22 protein-coding genes are annotated in these 24,976 nt (G+C 74.0%); 19 read left to right on the top strand and 3 right to left on the bottom strand.

The genetic code is table 11. The features are described 5' to 3' along the window. The first annotated feature begins 103 nt into the window (after positions 1 to 103). From ACGFMP_RS00235 to ACGFMP_RS00165, 15 genes are all read left to right on the top strand, one after another. Complete coding sequence (locus ACGFMP_RS00235; RefSeq protein ID WP_393669347.1) at positions 104 to 712, top strand: DUF4157 domain-containing protein; 609 nt, start codon at positions 104 to 106, stop codon at positions 710 to 712. Next, entirely contained in the window at positions 709 to 4,158 is a 3,450-nt protein-coding gene (locus ACGFMP_RS00230; RefSeq protein ID WP_393669346.1) for a hypothetical protein, read from the top strand. Before ACGFMP_RS00235 ends, ACGFMP_RS00230 begins: the two co-directional genes overlap by 4 nt. 128 nt (positions 4,159 to 4,286) lie before the next feature. Continuing rightward, positions 4,287 to 5,870: a phage tail sheath family protein gene (locus ACGFMP_RS00225; protein ID WP_393669345.1), complete on the top strand. Its 1,584-nt coding sequence runs from the start codon at positions 4,287 to 4,289 to the stop codon at positions 5,868 to 5,870. Between the two features lie 68 nt (positions 5,871 to 5,938). Next, entirely contained in the window at positions 5,939 to 6,382 is a 444-nt protein-coding gene (locus tag ACGFMP_RS00220) for a phage tail protein (protein WP_393669344.1), read from the top strand. Positions 6,383 to 6,389: 7 nt separating this feature from the next. Then, a complete protein-coding gene (locus ACGFMP_RS00215) occupies positions 6,390 to 6,893 on the top strand; it encodes a hypothetical protein (RefSeq protein ID WP_393669343.1) in 504 nt (167 codons plus the stop codon). After that, positions 6,890 to 7,045 carry a DUF6760 family protein gene (locus tag ACGFMP_RS00210; RefSeq protein WP_393669342.1) on the top strand — a complete coding sequence of 52 codons (156 nt, stop codon included), beginning with the start codon at positions 6,890 to 6,892 and terminating at the stop codon, positions 7,043 to 7,045. Before ACGFMP_RS00215 ends, ACGFMP_RS00210 begins: the two co-directional genes overlap by 4 nt. Positions 7,046 to 7,048: 3 nt before the next feature. Further along, a complete protein-coding gene (locus tag ACGFMP_RS00205; protein ID WP_393669341.1) occupies positions 7,049 to 9,586 on the top strand; it encodes a hypothetical protein in 2,538 nt (845 codons plus the stop codon). A gap of 38 nt (positions 9,587 to 9,624) precedes the next feature. After that, entirely contained in the window at positions 9,625 to 10,065 is a 441-nt protein-coding gene (locus ACGFMP_RS00200) for a phage tail protein (protein ID WP_393669340.1), read from the top strand. Positions 10,066 to 10,190: 125 nt separating this feature from the next. Continuing rightward, a complete protein-coding gene (locus ACGFMP_RS00195; protein WP_393669339.1) occupies positions 10,191 to 10,964 on the top strand; it encodes a peptidase M23 in 774 nt (257 codons plus the stop codon). A gap of 79 nt (positions 10,965 to 11,043) precedes the next feature. Continuing rightward, complete coding sequence (locus ACGFMP_RS00190; RefSeq protein WP_393669338.1) at positions 11,044 to 12,918, top strand: VgrG-related protein; 1,875 nt, start codon at positions 11,044 to 11,046, stop codon at positions 12,916 to 12,918. A gap of 84 nt (positions 12,919 to 13,002) precedes the next feature. Beyond that, the gene (locus ACGFMP_RS00185; protein WP_393669337.1) at positions 13,003 to 13,284 is read left to right on the top strand and encodes a PAAR domain-containing protein; all 282 of its coding nucleotides are present in this window, start codon (positions 13,003 to 13,005) and stop codon (positions 13,282 to 13,284) included. A 7-nt stretch (positions 13,285 to 13,291) separates the two neighbouring features. Next, positions 13,292 to 13,756: a GPW/gp25 family protein gene (locus tag ACGFMP_RS00180; protein WP_393669336.1), complete on the top strand. Its 465-nt coding sequence runs from the start codon at positions 13,292 to 13,294 to the stop codon at positions 13,754 to 13,756. After that, entirely contained in the window at positions 13,756 to 15,723 is a 1,968-nt protein-coding gene (locus ACGFMP_RS00175) for a putative baseplate assembly protein (protein ID WP_393669335.1), read from the top strand. Before ACGFMP_RS00180 ends, ACGFMP_RS00175 begins: the two co-directional genes overlap by 1 nt. Further along, complete coding sequence (locus ACGFMP_RS00170) at positions 15,720 to 16,271, top strand: phage tail protein (protein WP_393669334.1); 552 nt, start codon at positions 15,720 to 15,722, stop codon at positions 16,269 to 16,271. The genes ACGFMP_RS00175 and ACGFMP_RS00170 overlap by 4 nt, the downstream gene beginning before the upstream one ends. 121 nt (positions 16,272 to 16,392) lie before the next feature. Continuing rightward, the gene (locus tag ACGFMP_RS00165; RefSeq protein WP_393669333.1) at positions 16,393 to 17,445 is read left to right on the top strand and encodes an NADase-type glycan-binding domain-containing protein; all 1,053 of its coding nucleotides are present in this window, start codon (positions 16,393 to 16,395) and stop codon (positions 17,443 to 17,445) included. A 481-nt stretch (positions 17,446 to 17,926) separates the two neighbouring features. Here the strand turns inward: ACGFMP_RS00165 and ACGFMP_RS00160 are convergent, their stop codons facing one another. Next, positions 17,927 to 19,675, bottom strand: a complete 1,749-nt coding sequence (locus ACGFMP_RS00160; protein ID WP_393669332.1) for a BTAD domain-containing putative transcriptional regulator — start codon at positions 19,673 to 19,675, stop codon at positions 17,927 to 17,929. A 347-nt stretch (positions 19,676 to 20,022) separates the two neighbouring features. Here ACGFMP_RS00160 and ACGFMP_RS00155 point away from each other — a divergent pair, with 347 nt between their 5' ends. Continuing rightward, positions 20,023 to 20,859: an SAM-dependent methyltransferase gene (locus tag ACGFMP_RS00155; protein ID WP_393669331.1), complete on the top strand. Its 837-nt coding sequence runs from the start codon at positions 20,023 to 20,025 to the stop codon at positions 20,857 to 20,859. Between the two features lie 97 nt (positions 20,860 to 20,956). Here ACGFMP_RS00155 and ACGFMP_RS00150 read toward each other — a convergent pair whose 3' ends face one another. Continuing rightward, positions 20,957 to 21,445: an ATP-binding protein gene (locus tag ACGFMP_RS00150; protein WP_393669330.1), complete on the bottom strand. Its 489-nt coding sequence runs from the start codon at positions 21,443 to 21,445 to the stop codon at positions 20,957 to 20,959. 189 nt (positions 21,446 to 21,634) lie between these two features. On the opposite strand from ACGFMP_RS00150, the gene ACGFMP_RS00145 reads away from it, so the two are divergent. Genes ACGFMP_RS00145 through ACGFMP_RS00135 form a run of 3 tightly spaced genes read left to right on the top strand, consistent with a single transcriptional unit; the run spans position 21,635 to position 23,616 of the window. Next, the gene (locus tag ACGFMP_RS00145) at positions 21,635 to 22,495 is read left to right on the top strand and encodes a helix-turn-helix domain-containing protein (protein WP_393669329.1); all 861 of its coding nucleotides are present in this window, start codon (positions 21,635 to 21,637) and stop codon (positions 22,493 to 22,495) included. A gap of 8 nt (positions 22,496 to 22,503) precedes the next feature. Then, positions 22,504 to 22,740, top strand: coding sequence for a DUF397 domain-containing protein (locus tag ACGFMP_RS00140; protein WP_393669328.1), 237 nt, complete (start codon positions 22,504 to 22,506; stop codon positions 22,738 to 22,740). 57 nt (positions 22,741 to 22,797) lie between these two features. Beyond that, positions 22,798 to 23,616 (top strand): SAM-dependent methyltransferase, encoded by an 819-nt coding sequence (locus ACGFMP_RS00135; RefSeq protein ID WP_393669327.1) that lies wholly within the window; start codon positions 22,798 to 22,800, stop codon positions 23,614 to 23,616. A gap of 213 nt (positions 23,617 to 23,829) precedes the next feature. On the opposite strand, the gene ACGFMP_RS00130 is transcribed toward ACGFMP_RS00135, so the two are convergent. Beyond that, positions 23,830 to 24,738, bottom strand: coding sequence for a methyltransferase domain-containing protein (locus ACGFMP_RS00130; protein WP_393669326.1), 909 nt, complete (start codon positions 24,736 to 24,738; stop codon positions 23,830 to 23,832). Positions 24,739 to 24,976: the final 238 nt, after the last annotated feature.

Raw genomic sequence — 24,976 nt, 5'->3', positions numbered from 1 at the left:
AGGGCGCGGAGGGCTGCCCCGCTTGGGGTGGCCCGGTGAGGCGGCGGGTGGGACCGTGGACGGGCCGGACGTGGCGGCGGCGTCGGAGGCCTGGAGGCGGCAAGTGCGCGGGCACGAACATGGGCAAGAGGTCGAGGGCGAACCGGCGGCACCGCGGCACGCGGAGCCCGGGGTCCCCGACGCGCTGCTGATGAAGGCGGCGGCGGGCGGCCGTACCGACGTGCTGGGCGGCGGCGGGCTGCTGCGGCTCCAGCGCGCGCTGGGCAACAGCGCGGTGACGGCCCTCGCGCAGGAGGAGTCGCCGGTCCACGGCGTGGTCGGCGGGTCCGGCGGCCGGCCGCTGGAACCCGAGGTCCGCGGCGACATGGAGGCCCGGCTCGGCCACGACTTCGGCGACGTCCGCGTCCACGACGACGCGGCCGCCCACACCTCCGCGCAGGCGGTCAACGCCCATGCCTACACGGTCGGTTCGCACGTGGTCTTCCAGCGGGACGCCTACGACCCGGGCTCACACCAGGGGCGTACGACGCTGGCGCACGAACTGACACACGTGGTCCAGCAGCGCTCGGGGCCCGTGGACGGCACGGACGCCGGGGGCGGGGTCAAGGTCAGCGACCCGTCCGACCGGTTCGAGCAGGAGGCGGCGGCCACCGCCGCGCGCGTGGTGCAGCGCGAGGAGGAGCCCGTCGAGGAGGAGGCGCCGGCGCAATGACGTCGGGGGGCCGCGCGTCGCCGGTGCGCCGGCCCGCCGAGCAGCAGCCGGCCGCGGCCGTACGACCGCGTCAGGGACCGCCCGCCGCCGCGGGCCTCGGCGCGCTGCAACACCTCCAGCGGCAAGCCGGCAACGCCGCCGTGGCCCGTATGGTCGCCCAGCGGCTGGACGCCGGGCAGCGCCCCGTACCGCCACCGGGCCTCACTCCCGCGCAGGACCCGCGCTTCAGGGCCGTCACCGCCGACGTGCGGGCGAAGAAGGCCGCGCTGACCCGGCATGAGAGCGGACCCGCCGCCGCGAAGGCCGCGCAGGACGCGGCGCTGGCGCCGCAGGACGACCGCGAGGCGCAGGCCAAGGCCGCACGGGTGGCCGAGATGGGCACCGCGCGCCCGGCGCCCTTCGACAAGGCGGCCTTCGTCGCCGTGGTCCGCACCGCGATCACCGCCCAGGCGCCGAAGAACCTCGACGAGGCCGACTCGTTCGCGACCTCCGGCAAGGCCGACGCCGTCAAGGGCGCGGTGGCGGGGCAGGTCGCCGAGGGCAAGCAGGCGTCCGCCAAGGACGTGGCGGAGAAGACGGCGGCACCGCCCGACCCGTCGCGGGCGGTCGACAAGCCGGTGACGCCACTGCCGGAGCGGCCCGCCACCGTGACCCCCGCGCCGCCGGACCCGAAGGCGGCAGCGGTGGCCCCGGCGCCGCAGGAGCAGACCGACCTCGGCACCGGACCGCGGCGCACCGACGCCCAGCTCGCCGAGGCCGGGCTGACCCCCGGGCAGCTGGCGACCGCGGGCGAACCGCAGTTCGCGGAGGCGCTTGCCGCCAAGCAGGCCGCCGACGCGCACGCGGCGACCGCGCCCGGCGCCTACCGCGCCGTGGAGGGCGCCAAGGTCGCCGCCGAGCAGGCCGGGGCGGCCGCCCTCGGCAGCGCCGGCGTCCAGCAGCTGGCCGGGGCCAAGGCGGCCGCCGGGCAGCAGGTCGCGGCCGGGCAGGGCGCCGCCAAGAGTCGCGACGAGCAGGCCAGGGCAGCCGTGGCAGCCGAGATCAAGGCGGCCTTCGACAGCACCAGGACCGAGACCGAGAAGATACTCGGCGACCTCGACGGCGAGGTCGGGACGGCCTTCGACACCGGGCAGGCGCGCGCGAAGGCGGCCTTCACCGCCGACCACCAGGCGCGGATGGAGCGCTACAAGGACGCCCGCTACTCCGGCCTCGACGGCGCCGCCCGCTGGCTCGCCGACCTGGTGAGGGACCTGCCGCCGGAGGCGGACCGGATCTTCGTGGAGTCCAGGAGGCTCTACGAGGCCGAGATGCAGAAGGTCGTCGGCGAGATCGCCGACACCATAGGGCGGCGGCTCGGCGAGGCGACCGCCCGGATCGCCAGGGGCCGGGACGCGGTCGCCGCCATCGTCGGCAGACAGGACCCGCAGCTGCGGCAGTTCGCCCAGCAGGCGGCCACCGGGATCTCCGCCGACTTCGACCGGCTCGACTCCTCGGTCACCGAGAAGTCGCAGGGCATGGTCGAGGACCTGGCCCAGCGCTACACCGCGGCACGCGGCGAGCTGGACGAGGAGATCAAGGCCCTCCAGGCGGAGAACAAGGGCCTGTTGAGCAAGGCCGAGGACGCCATCGCCGACACCGCGCGGACGGTGCTCCAGCTCAAGGACATGCTGCTGGGGGTGCTGGCACGGGCCGCGGGCGCGATCGACCGGATCGTCACCGACCCGATCGGATTCCTCGGCAGGCTGGTCGGCGCCGTGAAGTCGGGGGTGACCGGCTTCGCGTCGCGTATCGGCGAACACCTCAAGTCCGGCCTGAAGGAATGGCTGTTCGGGCAGCTGTCGGCGGGCGGCGTGGAGATCCCCGACGAGTTCGACGCGAAGGGCGTCGTCAAGCTGGTGCTGTCGGTGCTCGGCCTGACCTGGAACCGGATCCGCACCCGGGTGGTCACCGCGGTCGGCGAACCGGCCATGCAGGCACTGGAGTCGACCTTCGAGATGGTCAGGATCCTGCTGACCGAGGGCGTCGGGGGCCTGTGGCGGTGGATCCTGGAGAAGCTGGCCGACATCAAGGAAACGGTGATCGGCGCGATCGAGGACTTCATCACCGAGAAGATCGTCACCGCGGGTGTCACCTGGATCGTCAGCCTGCTCAACCCGGCGTCCGCCTTCGTCCGCGCGTGCAAGGCGATCTACGACGTCGTGATGTTCTTCGTCCACGGGGCCGCCCAGATCAAGGGCTTCGTGGACTCCGTCCTGGACTCGGTGGAGTCGATCGCGAGCGGCGGCGGGGGCGGCGTCCCCGCGATGATCGAGAATTCGCTGGCCAGGGCGGTGCCCGTGGTCCTTGACTTCCTCGCGGGGCTGCTGGGCCTCGGCGGCATCGGCGAGAAGATCAGGTCGGTGCTGGAGAAGGTCAAGGCGCCGGTGATGAAGGTGGTCGACTGGGTCGTCGCGAAGATCGTCGCCGCGGGCCGGAAGATCCTCGGCAAGCTCAAAGGCAAGGACAAGGACAAGGACAGGGCCGGCAAGGACAGGGCCGGCAAGGACAAGGCCCTCGGGGACAAGGCCGTCGGGGACGGCAAGCCCGCCGAGGGCGCGGGCCCGGGCAAGGGCGGCGCGCGGGAGCCGGTGCACGAGCACTTCGACCTCGAAGGCAAGGGCCACGAGATCTACGACGGGCCGGGCGGCGAACTCGTGGTGGCCTCCGAGCACCCGCAGCCCGTCAGCGCCATCGACCAGCTCCGCTCCCTGCACGCGCAGTACCGGGCGCTGCCCAGGGCGGCGGACAAGGCCGCACGGCTGGCGGTCATCGACCGGATGATCGTCATCATCCGCGCCGACCCGGCACTGGTCTCCCGGCTGAACGGCGACGAACTCGGCGACCCGCCCAACCTCGGCCAGGTCAGGCCGCACCGCGAGCAGGACTCGCGCTTCCGGGTCCCCAAGGGCAAGGAGTCCTACGCCCCGCTGTGGGAGATGGAGTCGGAGCACATCGTGCCGGGCAACCTGGTGAGCAGCCTGCTCGTCTCGCGCGGCCAGCCGAAGGTCACCGAGGCCGAGTACGAGTCGATGCACACCATCCTCATCTACAAGGGCGCCGCGGGGACCAAGACCAAGGGCAGGGGAGCGGACCTGTCCCTGCTGGCCAAGCTGCGCAGCAGGATCAAGAAGGGCACCCTGCCGGGGCGGCCCGACCAAGACAACATGCACCGGGCCTTCACCTCGCTGTCCAAGGGCGCGGTCAACCGGGCCATCGCCGCCGTCGACGCCGAGTACGAGAGCTACAAGACCGAGCGCGGCACCAGGGCCGCGCGCCCCACCGCCGACGAGGTGCGCGCCGCGGCCGCCCGGCAGAGCGCCGACATCGACGCGATCATCGCCAGCCGCCCGCCGGCGCCCGCCGCGACGGCCGCGGGCACGGCGGAACTCGACCCCGACGCGGTCTGACCGGCGCCGCGCCACTGCCCGAAGGGGCACCGGCGGGTTCCCCCCGGGCCGACCGGGAGGCCATGACCCTCGCGCGAGACGGGCGGCACGCTTGGCCGGGCCAGTGCTGTCCCAGGGGAGGACCGAGGATGCCGTCGTACAAGTCGCCGGGCGTCTATGTCGAAGAGGTCGAGGCCGGCTCGCGGCCGATCGAGGGCGTCGGGACCGCGGTGGCGGCCTTCGTCGGCCTGGCCGCGAAGGGCCCGTTCAACCAGGCGACGCTGGTGACGAACTGGAGCCAGTTCACCCGCTCCTTCGGCGACTTCGTGGACGGCGCCTACCTGGCCCACTCCGTCTACGCCTACTTCCTCAACGGCGGCGGCACCTGCTACGTCGTACGGATCGGCGAGCCGTCCGGCGACGAGGCCGACGCGGGGTCCGCGCCCGCCAGGTCCGCCAAGTCCCGCGGCAAGTCGGCCGCGCCGCTGCCCGCCGGGCCGCGGGCCGCGCTCGGCGGCTTCCAGGTGGCCGCGGCCGAGGGCAGCGGTGAGGGCCTGACCGTCGAGGTCGCGGACGCGGGCGGCGAGGGCGCGGGCGAGGACGCCTTCACCCTGCTGGTGAAGCGCGGCGAGGAGACCGAGGAGACCTTCGAGGTCTCGGCCAAGCGCAGCCAGCGCACCTACGTCGTCTCCGTCGTACGCGACAAGTCCCGGCTGATCGTGGTCGAGGAGCCCGGCGGCACCGCCGCGGTGGCCCGCCCGGAGAACCAGTCGGTCGCCCTGCCGCCGGCGTCGTCCGGCGGTGCGGCCGTGCTGCCCGCCTCGCTCAGCCCGGCGGAGTACGTGGGCGACTCCTCCGACCGCACCGGCTTCGCGGGCCTCGAGGCGGTGGACGAGGTCACGATGCTTGCGGTGCCCGACCTCATGAGCGCCTTCGAGCAGGGCGCGCTGGACGCCGAGGGCGTCAAGGCGGTGCAGCTGGCGATGATCGCGCACTGCGAACTCATGGGGAACCGGGTGGCGATCATCGATCCGCCGCCCGCGCTCGGCCCGCAGGAGGTCAAGGACTGGCGGCAGACCGGCGCCGGCTACGACTCCAAGTACGCGGCGCTGTACTACCCGTGGATCAAGGTGGCCGACCCCTCCACCGGCCGCGCCCGCTTCGTTCCGCCGAGCGGTGCGATGGCAGGGGTGTGGGCACGCAACGACGACACCCGCGGGGTGCACAAGGCGCCCGCGAACGAAGTCGTGCGCGGAGCGGTCGAGTTGGCCGTACAGCTGACCAAGGGCGAGAACGACCTGCTCAACCCGATCGGCGTGAACTGCATCCGGGCCTTCCCCGGCCGCGGCATCCGGGTGTGGGGCGCGCGCACCCTGTCGAGCGACGACGCCTGGCGCTACCTCAACGTGCGGCGGCTGTTCAACTACCTGGAGGAGTCGATCCTGCTCGGCACCCAGTGGGTGGTCTTCGAGCCGAACGACGACGCGCTGTGGGCGAGGATCCGCCGCACCATCTCGGCCTTCCTGGTCAACGAGTGGCGCAAGGGCGCGCTCTTCGGCCTCACTCCCGACGAGGCCTTCTACGTCAAGTGCGACCGCGAGACCAACCCGGCCGAGGGCATCGACGCGGGCGAGGTGGTCTGCGAGGTCGGCATCGCGCCGGTCAAGCCGGCCGAGTTCGTGATCTTCCGGCTGGCCCAGTTCTCCGGCGGGACCAGTCTCGTCAACGAGTGACGCGTGACGCGTTCCCCCGCGCGGACGCGGACGCGTGCGCGCTCCTCACGGAAGGCAGGTAGTCGTTCATGGCACTCCCCGACCTCGACACCTCGGTAGGGCACTCCTTCGGCCTGGAGTTCGACGGCGTCGTGATCAAGCAGATCACCGAGGTGACCGGCCTGAAGATGGAGCAGGACGTCATCGAGCTGAAGCAGAACACCAACGACGGCAAGTACGTCATCAAGAAGCTGCCCGGCCGCCCCAAGGCGGGCGAGGTCACGCTGACCCGCGGGCTCACCTCGGACCAGAGCTTCGAGAAGTGGATCAAGGACTCCCGCTTCGGCAAGATGGGCGACTCCCGCAAGGGCGGCGCGATCATCGTCTTCGACTACGAGGGCAATGCGATCAAGCGCTACACGCTGGTGAACGCCTGGCCCAAGAGCCTGGAGATCGGCTCGCTCAAGGCCGGCGACACGAGCGTGCTCACCGAGAAGGTCGTCCTGACCTACGAGTCGATGGACGTTGCGTGAGGCACTGATGCGCCGCCAGATCATGACGCAGCCGGATGCCGCCGAGCCGGTGGGGGTGGCAGGCGTGGCCGCCGCCGCTGCCGTCGCCTCCGCTCCCGGCTCAGGGTCCGGCTCCGGCTCCGGCTCCGGTGAACCCGATGTCATGCGGACGGAGTTCGGCTTCCGGCTGCCGCGCGGTTACGTCGACGGCTCCGGGCACGTGCACCGCGACGGTGTGATGCGGCTGTCCACCGCCCGCGACGAGCTCGTCCCGCTGCGGGACGACCGGGTGCGGGAGAACCCCGCATACCTGTCGGTGGTCCTGCTCGGCCGGGTCGTCGTACGCCTCGGCACCCTCCCGGAGGTCCACGCGGGAGTCATCGAGGACATGTTCGCCTCCGACCTCGCCTTCCTCCAGGACTTCTACCGCCGCATCAACGCCGAGGGCCACACCCGGGCCGAGGTGACCTGCCCCGCCTGCGACACCGCCTTCGCCGTCGACCTGGCGGGTGAGCGCCTGGGGGAATCGTGACGTACGCGGCCGACCGGCTCCACGAGGACGTCGCGTACGTCGCCTACCACTTCCACTGGCCGCTCGACGCGATCCTCGACCTCGAACACGCCGACCGCCGCCGCTACGTCGCCGAGATCGCCCGGCTCAACCAGCAGGCCGGGGGGCGATGAGGCGTGTTCCGACTGCGGGGGAGGGGCGGCCGTGGCGCGGACGCGCCCGCGGACCGTCCCGCGATCCCCGCCGCGCCGCAGGCGGTTCCCGCACCGGCGCCCCCGCGGGGCGAATGGCGTGAACTCGCCGTCCAGCGCACGACCTTCGCCGCGCCCCGGCTGCTGACCGCGCCCGACGCCTTCGCGTCGGGGCTCGGCACCTGGCAGAACCCCTCGCTGAGCGGTGAGTTGGCCCACGCGGTCACGCCGACCGCCCCGTCGGGGCTGGTCTCGGGCATCGCCGACATCGCCGCGCCCGCGCCCGAAGCGGCCCCCGCGGTGCCGGAGCCCGCGCCCTCGACGGCCACGCCCGCGGCTTCCGCTGTCCCGCTGCCGGTGAGGCCCAGCGCGCCGGAACCACGGCTGACCGTCGCCCGGCTGGCGACCGTGGACCTGCCGGTACGGCCGCTGGCGGCGCTGCCGGGCAGCGTCCGGTCCGCGCGGCCCGAGCCGGTGGCGGCGCTGCCGCAGGTGGAGCACTCCGCGCCGGGGTCTTCCGAGGCGGAGCCCTTCGCGCCGGGCCCGGCGCCCGCGGCCGTGCAGCGGTCGGCGGCGCCGCTGGTGGGCGCCGAGTCGTCAGCCGTAACGCTGAGCGAGTCGGCGCGGCCGCATACGGCGCCCGAGGTGCCCGAGCCCGTGCTGCCTCCCGTGCAGCGGTCGGTGGCGGCACCTCCGGTCGGCCGGCCCGCGCAACCGGCTGCCGCGGCCGCACCGCCGGTGGGCGAGTCGGCGGGGCCGCACACACTGCCCGAGGCGGTGCCCCCTTCCGTGCAGCGGTCGGCGTCGGCGCCGCTGCTGGGCGGGCAGCCGCAGCCTGGCCCGGCGGCCGGGCTGTCCGCGGCGTCGGCAGGGCCGAGGACGGCGCCCTGGACCGGCGCGGGCAGTGCGCAGGCCAGGCCGCTGGGTCTTGGCGCACCGCTGTCGGCCGGTACGGAAACGTCCCCGCCGCCGGGCCTCGGCGCGCCGCTGCCGCCGCCCGTCCAGCGGGTACGTGCCGACGGCGCTTCCCCGCGCCCCGGCTACGTCGGCGAGCCGCTGCCCGCGGTCCCTTCGCCGCCGCGGAACGCCTCGGGAGCCCCGGTGGTCCAGCGGCAGTCGGCCGACAGCGCGCCTGGTGGCGTACCCGCGCCGTCCCCGTCGAGTGAGGGCGGCCCGCACATCGCCGACGCCTCGCCCGAGCCGCCGCCCTCCGCCGCGGTGGCGCCGCTGCTGGGTGACGCGACGCCGCTGGTGCAGCGGTCGGCGGCGGACGCCGCCACGTCGGCTTTCGATCCTCCGGCCACCCCGTCAGACGGCCCTCCCAGGCCCGGCGGGCGGCCCCCGGCCGACGTCCCACAGCCCGCCGACGGGCCGCGTGCCGCGGTGCAGTCCGTCCAGCGGCAGCAGACGGACGGCGGGGCGCCGGCGCAGCGTGCTCCCGGCGGCCCGGTGGCCGAGCCGCCGCCGGCCGCCGCGGTGGCGCCGCTGCTGGGTGACGCGACGCCGCTGGTGCAGCGGTCGGCCGACCCCGCAAGCGGGGATCCGGCGCCACTGCCCGGCGGTTCCGGCGGCCCGATGGGGGACCTGCCGATGTCACCGCTGCCCGCGGCACCGTCCGCCCAGCGCCGGGCCGCAGGCTCCGCACCACCCGTGCGGCTCGCGGCGGAGAGCGTACCGGCGCCCTTGCCGCCTCAGGTCCGGGCATCCGTGCAGCGGCAGGAGGCCGGGCCCGGCAACCGCGACGGTCACGGCGTGGCACCTCCCGCAGGGCCGCCCCCGCCCGGCGGCCGGTCGGCGCCGCTGCTGGGCGAGGCGGTGCCGCTCGTGCAGCGGTCCGCCGACCTCACGGCCGGGGATCCGGCGTCGTCGCCCGAGTCCTCCGCTTCCGCTCCCGCTTCCGCAGACCCTGCCGCCCGCTTCCGCGGACCCGTCCGGCCGGCCGTCCAGCGCGTGGGCCTGGTCGGTGAGCGCGGGCTCGAACTGCGGGCCGCGGCGACCCCGCGCGAGCCGGAGGAGCACGGGACGGCCGCACCGGCCGTCGTACCCGTCGTGTGGACGCGGCCGGATCAGCGGGCCACGGCCCCTGCCGCCTCCGTACAGCGGCAGGCGGGGAGTCCGCCGACCGGGCCGGACGCCGTACCGGTCGTGCAGCGGGCCGAGCCCCCTGCCGCGGGCGGGACGGCCGCACCGCAGACGGCGGGTGACCTGGCACTCGCGGCCGGGATCGCCTCCCGCGAGCCGGACGGGTCCTTCGTCTTCGCGCCCCCGGCGCCGCGGGTGTCCGTCCAGCGGGAGCCCGACGCGCCGGAAGCCGCGCCCGCGCCCGCCCCACCGCCCGAGCCGCCGCCCACGACACCGGCACCGGGACCGGCACCTGCCGCCGCCCCCGCGGCGCCGCAGGCCGCCGCCGAGAACACCGATGAGCTGGTCCGCCGTCTGCTGGCCCCGCTCACCCGGCTGCTGAGAGCCGAGCTCCGGCTCGACCGCGAACGCGCGGGTATGCGCCTCGACTCGCGCCACTGACCCGGGCCCCCGCCCTCAACTCGGAACAGGAGCAGCTCATGGCCTCCCCCGCAGCCGCCGCCGACCCGGCGGTCAGCGTCTGCTTCATCGTCGAGATCGACGACTTCAGCCTGGGCGCCTTCAACAGCTGCGAGGGGCTGGGCTGCGAGGTCGTGATGGAGCAGCGCGAGGAGGGCGGGAACAACGGCTACGTGTGGCAACTGCCCTCCCGTCTCAAGTTCTCGAACATCAAGCTGAGCCGGCCGGTCACCAAGGACACCGAGAAGGTGACCCGGTGGATCGCGAGCATGGTGTCCGGGGTGACCCGCAAGACCGGGCACATCAGCGCCATGACGGTGGACGGGACGGTCGTCGCCCGCTGGAGCCTGATGGACGTGGTGCCGGTGCGCTGGCAGGGGCCGTCACTCAGCGTGGACACCCCGAAGGTCGCCACCGAGACCCTGGAGATCGCCCACCACGGCTTCCTCGCCGCCGACTGACCCGCCCGACTGCCGACCGCAGGCCCGCCGCCCCCTCTGACCCGCCCGACTGCCGACCGCAGGCCCGCCGCCCCCCGAACGCCCGATTGCCGACCGCCCCACCGTCCGACAAGGAGAGCCGCCCGATGTCGCCACCGTCCTCACCCGTCGCGTTCTCCGCCGCCTCCGCGGGCGGCAGTTCGGCGAACGGCCAGGCCGCAGGGTCGCGGCCCAAGCTGGAACGCGCGTATCTCGAACTGCGCCAGCCGCCCGCCGACGGCGGCAGCACCACACCCGGACCGCAAATGGGCCGGGTCGACTTCCAGTTCAACCCCAAGGAGCTGACCCTCGCCAAGTCGGCGAAGTGGGAGCGCAAGACGGCCCGCGGGGCGAGCCGGGCCGGACCCGCCGAGTACACCGGGCCCGAACCCTCCAAGCTCACGCTGGAGATGTTCTTCGACGCGACCGACGCGCAGAGCGACAAGGTCGTGAAGACCGTCGAGCAGCTGTTCTCCTGCTGCGTGCCGACCGACCAGACGCAGGACAAGAAGAAGGGCACCCCGCCCTTCGTGATCTTCCACTGGGGCAGCCTCACCGGCTTCGTCGGCTACATCAGCCAGGTGCAGGCGAAGTACACGCTGTTCACCGCGGGCGGGCTGCCGATCAGGGCGGTCTGCCAGGTCACGATCGAGGAGCTGGCCTCCCAACTGCCAGGCCAGAACACGACGTCGGGCGCGCTCACCGCCCGCCGCGTGCACCGGGTGGTGGACGGCGACACGCTGCCGATGCTGGCCTTCCGCGAGTACGGCGACCCGGCCGCCTGGCGGGACATCGCGGAGGCGAACGGCATCGACGACCCGATGCGGCTCACCCCCGGCGGCTCCCTGCTGCTGCCGGGAGCCGACGAGATCACCGCCTGACCCGGCGCCCGCGCCCACCGGACCCGCACCACCCGCTACCCACCGCCACCACAGCCGCTGCCGCCGAGGAGGAGAGACGATGGCCGGAGAGACGTTCGCGAACGTGCTGACCGTGGAGGCGGCCGGGCGGCCGCTGCCGCCGGACGTCGCCGCACTGCTGGTCTCCGGTTACGTGGACGACAGCGTGCAGCTGCCCGACCTGTTCGTGCTGCGCTTCCGCGACCCGAACCACCAGGTGCTGGCGAAGACCGGCCTGGCCATCGGCTCACCCGTGAAGATCTACGCGACCGCAGGTGACGACCCGCAGCGGCAGCTGCTGGTGTCGGGCGAGGTCACCGCCCTCGAAGTGGACCTGGACGCGACCGGCACCTTCACGGTGGTGCGCGGCCTCGACCACTCGCACCGCTTCCTGCGCGGCCGCCGGGTCGCCGGCTACCGGCAGATGACCGCGTCCGACGTGGCCGTGCAGGTGGCCCGCAGGGCCGGGCTTGAGGTCGGTACGGTCGACGCGACGACCACCGTCTACGAACACCTGGCCCAACCGGGCATCAGCGACTGGGAGTTCCTGCACCGGCTGGCCGATCTCGCGGGAGCCGAGGTGTCGGTGGTCGACGGCGCCTTCCTCTTCCGCGATCCGGCACAGGCCGCGAAGGCGCCGAGCCCGTCGACCAGGCCGGAAGCGAGCCCGTACGTCCTGGAGTTCGGGCGGAATCTGCTGCGCTGCCAGGTCGCGGTCACCGCGGCCGACCAGGTGGAGCAGGTCGAGGTGCGCGGCTGGGACGTCACCGCGAAGGCGGCGGTCGTCGCGCGGGCGCCCGCGGGCAGCACCGACCGGCTGGCCCTCGGCGTCACCCCGGGCGATGCCGCGAAGCCCTTCGGCGAGGCGGTCTTCCTCGCCACCGACACCCCTTACGGCACCCAGGCCGCCGCCGACCGGGCGGCGGAGTCGCTGGCCGGCGACCTGGCGGGCTCGCTGGCCGAGCTGGACGCGGTCGCGATGGGCATCCCGAAGCTGCGTGCGGGCACCGCGGTGACGCTGGCGAACGTCGGCCCGCCCTTCGAGGGCAAGTACACGATCAGCGCGAGCCGCCATGTCTTCGACCCCGACGTGGGATACCAGACGTGGGTCACGGTCGGCGGGCGCTCCAACCGCTCGCTGTACGGGCTCGCGTCCGGCGGCGGGCGCGGTGCGGGCGCGGGCGGTCCCGGTGCGGCCGACCGGATCGGCGGCCTGGTCAACGCGACCGTCACCGACACCCGCGACCCGGAGGACCGGGGGCGGGTCCGCCTGGCCTTCCCGTGGCTGTCCGACGACTACGTCAGCGACTGGGCGCGCACCGCGGGGCTCGGCGGCAAGAACGGCGGCGGGATCTTCGGTCCCGAGGTCGGCGACGAGGTGCTGGTGGGCTTCGAACAGGGCCGGGTCGACCAGCCGTACGTCATCGGCGGCCTCTACAACGGCCAGGACCTGCCCTCCACCCACGACACCCCCCTCACCGACTCCACCAGCGGCGCGGTCAACCGGCGCTCCCTGGTGAACCGTTCCGGCGACCGCTTCGAACTGCTCGACGCGGCGGGCGGCGGCCCGCAGGGCGTGCGGCTGTCCACGGGGGACGGGAAGGTCACCCTGCACCTGGACCGGCAGGCCACCAAGGTCGTGCTGCACAGCGACGGCTCCGTGGAGGTCGAGGCGAAGCAGAAGGTGACCGTGAAGGCCGAGCAGGGCGTCAGCGTCGACGCGGGCACAGGGAAGCTGGAGCTGACCGGCGACTCGGTCACGGTCACGGCCCGCAGCGGAGTCCAAGTCGACGGCGGCGCCGGGGCGTTGCAGTTGCAGACGCAGGGCCAGGTCGCGGTCAAGGGCACCACCGTGGGGGTCGAGGGCAGCGCGAGCACCGAGATCAAGGGCGGCGCCACCTGCTCGATCAGCGCGGCCCTGGTGAAGATCAACTAGCCGTACGGCGGCGGTGGCCGCGGATGCCGTCACGGCGGACCGGCCGCCGCGGCGGGAGAACAACCAAGAGGAGCGGTAGGAACGATGCCCCCAGCAGCGAGAGTCGCCGACCCGACCGGGCACCCCGGGGTGCTCGGGCCGCCCGGTGTGCCGACCGTGCTGATCGCCGGGATGCCCGCGGCCGTCGTCGGCACCACGCACATCTGCTCCTTCCCGCCCCCTGCCGTGCACCCGCCGAGCGCGGTGCTGCCGCCCGGCTGCCCGACCGTGCTCATCGGCGGCATGCCCGCCGCAAGGGTCGGCGACCTGACCGGCTGCGGCGCCCCCATCCTGATGGGCGCCCCGACCGTGCTGATCGGCGGGTGAGCGGGCGGTGGGAGCGGAATTCATCGGCGCGGGCTGGGCCTTCCCCGGCCGCATCGATCCGACCGGCGCGGTGGCGCTGGTCACCGGGCGGCGCGAGATCGAGGAGAGCATCCGGCTGATCCTCGCCACCGCGCCGGGCGAGCGCCCCATGCGCCCCATGTTCGGCTGCGCCATCCACGACTACGTCTTCGCGCCCGCCGACGCCGCGACCGCGGGCCAACTGGCCTACGAGGTGCGGATGTCGCTGGAGCGCTGGGAGCCCAGGATCGAACTGGCCGAGGTCGCGGTGACCTTCGACACCGCGGATCTCGGCAAGCTCTACATCGACGTCCGCTACTCGGTGCGCGGCACCAACGACCCGCGGAATCTGGTGTTCCCCTTCTACGTGATCCCGTCGCACGACGACCAGGACCAGGACGCGGGGTCCGGCGCCGGCGCCGGGCAGGGGACGCACGGCGGCGGTGACCGCTGATGGCGCTGCCGCAGCCCAACCTCGACGACCGCCGCTTCCAGGACCTGGTGGACGAGGCCAAGCGGATGGTGCAGCAGCGCAATCCGCAGTGGACCGACCACAACGTCTCCGACCCGGGCGTCACCCTCATCGAGACCTTCGCGCACATGGTCGACCAGATGATCTACCGGCTCAACCGGGTGCCCGACAAGCACCACGTCGCGCTGCTCGACCTGATCGGGCTGCGGCTCTTCCCACCGGTCGCGGCCCGCACCGACATCACCTTCCGGCTGTCGGCGCCGCAGACCACCGTGGTCCCGGTGCGCGAGGGCACCGAGGTGGCCACCGGGCGGACCGCGACCGAGGAAGCGGTGGTCTTCACCACCACCCGCGAACTGCTGATCATTCCCTGCGAGTTGGCCGCGCTCGCGGTACGAACCGGGGCGGGCGGCGCGGCAGGCAAGGACGGCCCGGCCGTGGACCGTACCGCGGAACTCGCCGACGGGCGGGGTGTGGCGTGCTTCTCCGAGGTGCCGCAGCCCGGCGACTCCCTGCTGTTCGGCCTCTCGGTCGCGGTGCCCTCCTGCCTGGTCGCGCTGCGCCTCGACTTCCCCGTCAAGGGCCACGGGGTGGACCCCGACCACCCGCCGCTGGTGTGGGAGGCGCGGACCGCGGAAGGCTGGAGCGCCTGCGAGGTCGAGACCGACGGCACCGGCGGCTTCAACCGCCCGGGCGACGTCCTCGTCCACCTCCCGGACGCGCACATCGCCGCGGCCGAGGGCGGCCGCAGGGCCGGCTGGCTGCGGGCCCGCGTACTGGCACCCGACGGAGTACGGCCGCCGTACTCCGGCACCCCGCAACTGCTGTCGGCGACCGCCTTCACCATCGGCGGCACCGCACCCGCGGCGCACGCGGAGAAGGCCGCCGCCGAGGTGGTCGGCCGGTCGGAAGGAGTACCCGGGCAGAGCTTCACCGTCAGCCGGGCACCCGTCGTGACCGGCCGCGAGCCCTTCACCGTCGAGACATCGACCGCCCAGGGCACCCAGCAGTGGACCGAGGTCGAGCACTTCGGCGGCTCGGGCCCCGGCGACCGGCACATCAGGATCGACCGCAGCACGGGGGAGGTCGCCTTCGGGCCCGCCGTCCGGCAGGGTGACGGCAGCCTGCGGCAGTACGGCGCGGTGCCGCCGCACGGCGCCACCGTCCGGGTGCTGCCGTATCTCACCGGCGGCGGCAGGCGCGGCAATGTCGCACCCGGCGCGCTCAAGGTGCTGCGCAGCTCCATCCCCTACGTCGGCCCGCCCGCCAACCGCCGCGCGGCCACCGGCGGTGTGGACGGCGAGGACGTCGCCAACGCCAGGCAGCGCGGGGCGCTCGCCCTGCGCACCAGGCAACGGGCCGTCACCGCGGAGGACTACGAATACCTCGCCCGGCAGGCCGCGCCCGAGATCTCCCGGGTCCGCTGTGTCGCAGCCGAGTCAGGGCCGGAAGCGGGCCTCGTCCGGGTGCTGCTGGTGCCGTGGGCCGAGGACGACGGGACAGGCCGGCTCGCCTTCGAACAGCTGGCGTGCCCCGAGGAACTGGTCACGCGGGTACGCGACCGGCTGGACCGGCAGCGGGTCATCGGGACCCGGCTGGTGGTCGAACCGCCCTTCTACCAGGGCGTCACCGTCGTCAGCACCCTCCGCGCCACCGCCTCGACCTCGCCCGCACTCGTCCAGCAGGCTGCGGCCACCGCCCTCTACCGGCACCTCAACCCGCTCACCGGCTCAGGCGGCAGCGGCTGGCCCTTCGGCCGGGCCGTGCAGTCCGGCGAGGTCTTCGCGGTCCTCCAACTGGTCCCCGGAGTGGAACTCGTCGAGAGCGTGCGGCTCTTCCCCGCCGACCCCGGCACCGGCCGCCGCGGCGAGCCCGTCGACCGCATCGACCTGCCCCCCGGCGCCCTGGCCTTCTCCTACGACCACCAGGTGCGGGTGAACCCCTCATGAGCGAAACCGGCGCCCTCGGACGGCGATTGGTGCCCGGCCTCGCCACCCGGCACCCGCTCGGGCGGCAACTGCCCGCCGTCTACGCGGGGGACCGGGTGATGCAGGGTGTCACCGCCGCCCTCGACGACGTCCTCGCGCCGCTGCTGTGCACCCTGGACAACCTGCCCGCCTACCTCGATCCCGCCCTCGCCCCCGCCGACTTCGTCGCCCTGCTCGCCGCATGGGTCGGCGCAGACGCGGAAGCCGGTGCCGGACGGGACGCCGTGGCCGGCGCCGTCGCAACCCACACGGTGCGCGGCACCTGCGCAGGGCTGGCCGAGGAGATCCGGCTCGCCTTCGGCGCCACCGCGGAGGTGGATGACGGGCTGGGCGCGGTGGCGTCCACCACCGCGCTGACCCCGTTCCCGGCCGACGGCACACCCCACCTGACCGTAAGGGTGCGCACCGCGGACCCGGCCGCCTTCGACACCCGGGCGCTCAGGTCGCTGGTCGCCCGCAACCGGCCCGCGCACGTGCCGTTCACCGTGGAGGTGCTGGGGCCGGCCTGACCGTTCGCCCGAAAGGGCACCCCCGGTGGCCCGGCGGCTGCCCCGGCGTGACTGGCCGCACCGCCCGGCCGATCGCGACGATGTTCCCCCGGTACGTACGGGTGGGGGAAGGGGCGTCCCAGTGGTCGAGTGCACAGCGTGCGGGCAGCGCTGCGAGCGCGGCGAGCAGTTCTGCGGGTCCTGCGGTGCGTATCTGGACTGGTCGGAGGAGACCGCGCCCGCGGCCCCTTCCGCCGCGGCACCGGCTTCGGCTCCGACGGCCCCGCCGGCTCCGACAACGCCTCCGACCCCTGCCTCGGCCCCGGTCGCGGCCGCCACCGAGCAGCCCGCACCTGAGGAGCCGGTCGCGGCCCCCGTACAGCCGCTGGCCGCAGGGCCCGTACCGCCGCCCCGGCCCACCGTGGTCCGGCCGCCCGACGAGCCGCCCCCCGCGCCCGGCGACCTGGTCTGCGGCCAGTGCGGTGTCGGCAACGTCCCCACCCGGCGCTTCTGCCGCCGCTGCGGCGCCTCACTGGCCGACGCGCCCGCCGCCCCCCGGCCGTCCTGGTGGCGCCGCCTCACCACCCGCTCCCCCCGCCAGGCCCCCGCCGCCGGGGAGCGGCCCGCACCCAGCCGCTGGCGCCGGATGCGGCGGCCCCGGCTGCTGGTGCCTGTCGTGATCGTGGCCCTCGGGCTCGCCGCGTTCGGGCTGCGCGGGCAGATCGGCGGCGCCACGGACAAGGTGCGCGACCGGGTCGCGAAGGGCTCGCAGATCCATCCGGTGGGCGTCAAGGCGTCCAGCTCCGCCCCCGGGCACGCGGCCGGCCTGGCGGTCGACGGCACCACCGACCGCTACTGGGCGCCGGCCGCCGGCGGCGCGGCCGCCGGGCAGTATCTCGAGGCGACCTTCGAGCAGCCCTTCCGGCTGCTCGACGTCGTGATCCACCCGGGTGCGTCCCCGGTGGACGAACAGTTCCTCAAGCAGGCGCGGCCGCACGACGTGGTCGTCACCACGACCGACTCCCACGGCACGTCCACCGCCCACACCCTCCACCTCGCGGACTCCCCGGGCCCCCAGACCTTCCACCTGGCGGTGAGCGACGTGACCCGGATCCGCGTCACCCTCCAGACCGCCTACGCCACATCGGGCTCCCGCCACGTGGCAGTGGCGGAACTTGAATTCTTCAAGCGCTGAACAATCGGTGCCCTGAGCTTTTTGGGGTGTGGTGTTGCCCCTTGCGGTGGGCTTTCCGGCGTGGGCCGGTTGGTGGCTTGTCGCGCAGTTCCTCGCGCCCCTGAAGCTTGCCCTCTGCGGCAGAGGAACCGTGCCCCGCAGGGGCGCGGGGAACTGCGCGCTCAGCCCGCGATGGCGCGGTAGCCGTATCGCTGCCGCATGGGGCAGGACCGCAGGGGCGCGGGGAACTGCGCGCTCAGCCGTGACGGGGCTGAGGTCGTATCGCGACGGGAGGGGGCAGGACCGCAGGGGCGCGGGGAACTGCGCGCTCAGCCGTGACGGGGCTGAGGTCGTATCGCGACGGGAGGGGGCAGGACCCCAGGGGCGCGGGGAACTGCGTGCTCAGCCCGTGATGGGGCGGCAGGGCATCGACCCAGGGTGGGGGGCGCGCCAGGGAGCCGGGCTCGGCCGGGAGTCCCGAGAAGCACCCCGCAGGGGTTGTTCAGACCCCCGTCAACCCTCGCGGCGGAAGCTCAAGCTCTGCCAGGACCCGTGCGTGCCGCAGGGAGGCCTGGTGGGCGGCGGCGGGGTCGCCGGCTTCGCGGTGGGCGGTGACGAGGAGGCGCCAGACCGCGTCCTGGAAGGGGTCGACGGACAGGCCGGCCCCGGCGGCGGCCACCGCGGCGGCGGGACGCCCGCGCCCGAGTTCGACTTCGGCCAGCGCGTGCGCGGCCCGCACCGCCTGGGAGCGGTAGTGCTCGCGCAGCGGCACGACCCACTCGGCAGGCCCGTCCTCGGGCAGCAGCTCCCCGGTGTAGAGCCGCAGTGCGAGCCCGAGCGATTCGGCGGCCTGTTCCGCGCCCCCGGCGCCAAGAGCGCAGGCGCGCAGGCCGGTGGTGACGGCGGCCTCGAAGCGCAGCACGTCGCAACTGCCGCCGGGCGGGAGCGCGATCATGTAGGCCTCCCCCGAGCGGAGCAGCAGCCGGGTGCGGCCCCGGTCGGCGCCGGGTTCGAGGAAGGTCCGCAGTGCCGAGAGCGCGACCTGGAGCCCGCGGGCGGCGGTCCGCTCGGGGCTGTCGGGCCACAGCGCGGCCATCAGCCGTTCCCTGTGCACGGGTTGGCCGGCGTGGACGGCCAGCAGCCTGGCCAGCGCTCTTACTCGCGGCCTGGTGCTGCGCCAGTCGATTTCCCGGTCGCCGAAGGTGGCCTGGAAGCGCCGGAAGCAGCGCAGGTGCAGTACGGGCGGCGGCCCGTCGTCCGGCGGCAGCAGCCGGTGTGCGGGCGGCACGACCGCGACCGGAGAGGAGCGCCGCCGCACGTGTTCGCGCAGCAGCGGCACGCAGTCGTAGCGCCCGTCGGCCCGTCGGCGCACCAGCCCGTAGGCCGAGTCGAGTTCGTCGAGGGTCCCGGTGCCGTCGTCGTGGAGCCAGCGGCCGGGCGACGTCCGGCAGACGCGTTCGAAGTCACGGGCCAGGCCGGGCGGGAGCACGCCGAGCACTTCCCGGTCGAGGTAGCCGCGTACCGCCGCGGAGGCGAGGGTGGTGTCGGCGAGTGCGGCGGCGCTGCGCGCGGCACGGCGGGGGAGTTGGGCGCACAGCCGGAGGGCGACGGGCCAGCCTTCGGTGAGCCGGGTGAGCGCGTCGAGCCGCCCGATGTCGGCGCCGTCGTGGGCGAGCGCCAGCAGCACGTCACGGATCTCGGCTGCGTCGAGGGCGAGTTCACGCGGAGTGACCACGACGGTGCCTGACAGTTCGTGCCGGGCGAGGTTGATCGCCGGGTGGCGGCGCCCGGCGAGCACGATGCGCAGGTTGGCCGGGGCGAGCAGCGCCATCTCCTCGACGGCGGCTTCCACGGCGCTGCCGTGGATGAGGTGGGAGTCGTCCACGACGAGCAGCACCGGGTTGGGGCGCCGCTCGATCGCGACGAGTACCGATTCGACGCTGGCGCGGCCTTCCCAGGGCCCGACCTCGGGACCGAGACCCGGCCCGGTGCCGTGGAGTTGGCGGGAGACCCGGTTGAGGAGCGAGGAAGGGGCGTGTGCCCCTCGGTGCGGGCGCCAGTTGAGGACCTGGCCGGGGAAGGCCGCGGCGTGCTGCGCGAGGAGGATCGACTTGCCGTATCCGGCCGGGGCCACCACGAGGGCCAGCGGCGCGGCCTGCTCTCCCGCGAGGTGGGCGATGACACGGCCCCGCACCTCGGGGGGCGGGGCCGGTAACGGGAACGAGTTCGACGCTGGGCTTCGGTGGGTCACGACGGGGGTTCCTTCCCGTGCCCGGGCCAGGACGGAGAGATGAAGGATCAGCATCACTCTAGGCAGCGGAGGGGTTACCCGCCAGCCGAATCCCCAGGTATGCGCCGCTTGTTGGTGCGCGCGTCACGGAATGCGGAATGCCCGGCCCGGCCATCGGGTCCTCCCGGCGGCCGGTCCCGCGTGCTCCGGCGTGCACGGCTGTGCCGATACGCCCGTTACGGCACCCGGATCCCGCTACGGTGAAGCCAATGTGACGGGGCGCCAGAAATTAGGGCCGCCGCACCGGAGCCACCCGGGGGGACCCCCGCGGGGACGGCGAGTGGACCGCCCGACGAAGGGACGTGTGGATGTCCGACGAACTGACCCGGCCGTACGAGTCCAGGGACGGTGAACCGCCCGCGATCGACACGAGCACCGCCCACTCGGCGCGGGTCTACGACTACGTGCTCGGCGGCAAGGACAACTACCAGGTCGACCGCGAGGCCGCCGAGCAGATGCTGAGCGGCTGGCCTCAGCTGCGGACGTCGATGCACGAGAACCGCAAGTTCATGCACAGGGCGGCCCGCTACGCCGCCGAGCAGGGTCTCGACCAGTTCCTGGACATCGGCACCGGCATACCGACCTCGCCGAACCTGCACGAGATCGTGCAGGCCGTCACTCCGGCCGCCCGGGTCGTCTACGTCGACAAGGACCCGATCGTCTTCGCCCACGCCGCCGCCCGGCTGACCGGCACCCCCGAGGGACGGATCGCCTACCTGCTGGCGGACATGGCGGACCCGGACGCGATCCTGGGCTCGCCGGAGGTGACCGGCACGCTGGACCTGGACCGGCCGGTGGGCCTGTCGATCATCGCGGTGCTCCAGTTCGTGCTGGACGAGAAGGCCGCCTACGAGCTGGTGCGCGGCTACCTGGCCCGGCTGGCGGCGGGCAGCATGCTGACGATCACCACCGTCACCTCGGACACCGCGCCGGCGCCCGCGGGCACGGTGACCGCCGAGTACACCAAGTGCGGCCTGCCGGTGCGCGACAGCCACCTGTCCGACGTCGAGCCGTTCTTCGAAGGCCTGGAGCTGGTCGACCCGGGCGTCACGCTGATCCACCGCTGGCGCCCCGAGCCGGGCACGGAGGGGGCGGTGCAGGACTCCGAGGTGGCGATGTACGCGGGTGTCGCCCGCAAACCGTGAGCCGCCGCGTGCCGCACGCGGCCCGCGAGGCGGCCGGCGGTGCGGCCACCCGGGGGGCGACGGCCCCTACCCGACGTGCGCGGACCTTCCTCGCCGGTCAGTCCCGGCTGGCGCGGAGGACCGCGCGGACGATCCGGCCGCCGTACCGGCCGGGTGTCGTACACCATTCCTCGCACAGCGCTTCGACCAGCATCAGGCCGCGGCCGTCGACGTCGCCCGGTCCTGCCTCGCGGCGCCGCGGCAGCGCGGATGTGCCACCGCTGTCCTCGACCTCGAGGCTGACGCGGTCGCCGTCGTACGCGACCCGGCAGCGGAAGGCCGGGCTGGCGGTGTGGCGCACCACGTTGGTGGCCAGCTCGCTGATCAGCAGGGCCGCCGTCGCGCAGGTGTCGTCGTCGCAGCCGCTGTCCCGCAGGTATCCGCACACCCGGCGCCGAGCTTCGCCCACCACCTCGCCCCGCGAGGGCAGTTCGAAGCCGTACCCCGCTGCGCCGCGCTGCGCGGGCACCGTCGACGCCTCCACAGCGGCGGTACCGGCCGACGAACCAGCGCCGGACGTCGCGGTGTCGTTGCGCGGTAATGCCACGGTGGTGGTTCCTCTCGACGGGAGGCGTACGTCCCACAAACCGGGGCTGCGGAGCGTCACGACGTCAACTATGCGTGAGCGCACGGGAGTTGGCAAGCAACACTGTGCAAATCACACAGTCACCGGAGCACTGTGTACCCCGCCCTCGAGGGCGTGGCACACTGCGTCCATGAGCGTGGGGAGTCAGGCATGAGCGAACCGCGGCCAGGCCCGACCGTCGGCCAACTCGTCCTCGGCAAACGCCTGCTCGACCTACGGGAGAAGGCCGGGCTGTCCCGTGAGGACGCGGCCCGGGTGATCCGGGTGGCGCAGGCGACCGTCCACCGCATGGAGACGGCCAAGGTCGCCCTCAAGGTGGTCTACGTCGAGCGGCTGCTCGCCGCCTACGGCATCGCACCGCCCGAGGTCGCAGCCTTCGTCGAGCTGGTCGAGGAGGCCAACCGCCCCGGCTGGTGGCAGCGCTTCCACGACATCCTCCCGGACTGGTTCAGCGCCTACGTGGCGCTCGAAGCGGCCGCCTCGCTCATTCGCGTCTTCGAACCCGCCTTCGTACCCGGCCTGTTGCAGACCACCGCCTACGCCCGCACCGTGATGGAGACCGGCCCGCTCGGCCGGACCAGCCCCGATGAGGTCGAACGCCACGTGGCACTGCGGATGGAGCGCCAAGCGCTGCTCACCAGGCCGGGCGCACCCCGCTTCTGGGCGGTCCTCGACGAGACCGTGCTGCGGCGCCACGTCGGCTCCGCCGAGGTGATGCGCGAGCAGATCGACCACCTGCTGGAAGTGTCCCGAAGACGCAACGTGACTCTCCAGATCGCCGAGTTCAGCGCCGGACACCACTCGGGCGCGCACGGCCCGGTGGCGCTCTTCCGCTTCGACGAGGGCGAACTGCCCGACATGGTCTACGTCGAATACCTCACCGGCGCCCTCTACATCGATGAGCGCAACGAGGTCGCCTCGCACCACGCGGTGCTTGACGAGATCGCCGCCCAGGCGGCAACCGCACGACGCACAAAGGAGATCCTGCAAGGTCTCCGCGAGGAGTTGTGATCGCTGACATGTCTGCCGTACGCAATGGAATGCCCGCACTCGACCTCGGCACCGAAGGCTGGATCAAGCCCTGGAGCGCCGGGAACGGCGGAAGCTGTGTCGAGGCCAAGAAGCTCAACGACGGACGGGTCGCCCTGCGCCAGTCCACCGACCCGCAGGGTCCCGCGCTCATCTACACCCACGCGGAGATGGCGGCGTTCATCCAGGGCGCCAAGGCGGGCAACGCCGATGTGCTGCTCATCTGACCTCCCCGCCGCCACCCTCCTCGCACCGCACCCACGACGTATCCGACGGAGCTCTCGATGACCCCCAGCGAACCCGGCACCCACCGGGTCGACACCACAGTCCCGCACTCGGCGCGCGTGTACGACTACTTCCTGGGCGGGAAGACCAACTACCCCGTCGACGAGGCGCTCGCCAAGCAGGTGCTGCTCGTCGACTCGACCGTCACCGACACCGTGCGCGCCAACCGGCGCTTCATGCAGCGGGCCACCCGGCAGCTCGCGCAGGAGGCCGGCATCCGCCAGTTCATCGACATCGGCACCGGGATACCCACCGAGCCCAACCTCCACCAGATCGCCCAGCAGGCCGCGCCGGACTCCCGGGTCGTCTACGTCGACAACGACCCGATCGTGCTGCGGCACGCGGAGGCGCTGCTCGACAGCACCCCGGAGGGCGCCACCGACTACGTCGAGGCGGACGTCCGCGATCCGGCGCGGATCATGGAACAGGCCGGGCAGACCCTGGACTTCAGCCGGCCGGTCGCCCTGTCGGCCGTCGCGCTGCTGCACTTCGTGCCCGACGAGGACGACGCGCACGGCATCGTGCGCCGCCTCATGGAGCCGCTCGCCCCCGGCAGCCACCTGGTGGTCGCCCACGTCACCGGCGACTTCGACCCGGACCATGCGGCCGAGGTCGTGGAGATCTACCGCCGCCAGGGCACCGTGCTGCGGCCGCGCACCAAGGCGGAGGCCGCCGCCTTCTTCGACGGTCTCGTCCTCACCGACCCCGGCCTCGTCCTGGCACCCGAGTGGCGCCCGGACCGGGCCGAGGAGGAGGCGGCAGCGGCATCCGACGGCGCCGTCGTCCCGGTGTGGGTGGGCGTCGCCCGCAAGCCCTGACCCCGTACGCCGCCGCGCCGCGGGGAAGCCGCGACCGAGCAGGAAGGTGGGGGGTCGAATATCGGGCTGACGTCACTCGTGCTGACGAGTGACGTCAGCCCGGAAATGCACCATGGGGTGTGATGCGGATGTCGCGCCGACCGCCTCAGACAGGTCACGCCGCGACGCTCGTCCCTGTCGCTTCCAGGTCGCCAGCCGACCATGTCGTCGGCATCACGGCGCCGTCAGCGTGTCCTGGGGCGGCGGCACCGTGCGGATCGCGCGGGCGATGAAGTACTCGGCGGTGTCGTCGTAGTCGGCCAGCCGCCAGCCCGACTCGTGCAGTGCGGGCCGCAGATTCGGCTCGGCCAGCGGGTCGTCCGGGTTGAGCAGGTGGCCGTGGCGAGCGGCGCGTTCGGCGCGGCCCGAGGGGTGGAAGAGCAGCAGAATGCCACCGGGCGCGGTGACGCGTGCCCACTCGCGCAGGGCCGTGGGCGGGTCGGGGAGGTGGTCGAGGAGCCCCGCGGTGAAGATGCCGTCGACCGTGCCGGCGGGCAGCGGCAGCCGGTGGCAGTCGGCCAGCAGCAGCCGGCCCGTCCCGGTGTGCCCCGCACGCGCGGCGGCGGTGAGCATCGCCTCGGTGACGTCCACGCCCAGGACCGCACCCGCCTCCCCGACGGCCGCACGCAGCGCGGGCAGCGCGCGGCCGGTGCCGCAGCCCAGGTCGACCGCGTACTGGCCGGGGCGCAGCCGCATCCGGGCGACGGCCGCCGTGTAGCGGGGGCCGTCGGCGGCGAAGCGCCGGTCCCACGCCTCGGCCCTGGGAGCGAAGAACGTACGGGTCGCGGTGTGCGCGGTCCGCGCGGCCACCAGCGCGGCGAACCGCCCGAACACCCGGTCGCGGTGCGGGGCCAGCGCGGCAAGTTCCCGCGGCGCGGACTCGTGGAGCCCGGGGGCGGTCGCGGCGTCCCGCGGGAAGGCCGCCGCGAAGGCGTCCACGGCCCCGGCGTCCGCTTCCAGATGGAATTGGAGCCCCCACGCGGCACCGCCCACCCGGAAGGCCTGCACCGGGTAGCGGTCGCAGGAGGCCAACGGCACCGCGGCAGGCGGCAGTTCCATGGTGTCGCCGTGCCAGTGCAGCACCCGCAGCCTTTCCGGTGCCCCGCGCGAACAGCGGGTCCCTGCATGCCGCGTCCAGGGTCCGCACCTCGCCCCAGCCGATCTGCGTGCCCGACCCCGGCCGCGCCGTGCCGCCCGCCGCGACGGCAAGCAGTTGCGCCCCGAGGCGCACCCCGAGCGTCGGCACCCCGGCGTCCAACCCGGCGCGCAGCAATGCGACTTCCGCCGCACGGGCGGGGAAGCCGTCATCGCTGCCGTGGTG

Origin of the sequence: Streptomyces sp. NPDC049040 (genome assembly GCF_043197715.1) — a bacterium.
Classification (GTDB): Bacteria; Actinomycetota; Actinomycetes; order Streptomycetales; family Streptomycetaceae; genus Actinacidiphila.
This window is presented reverse-complemented; position numbering and strand designations above follow the sequence as displayed.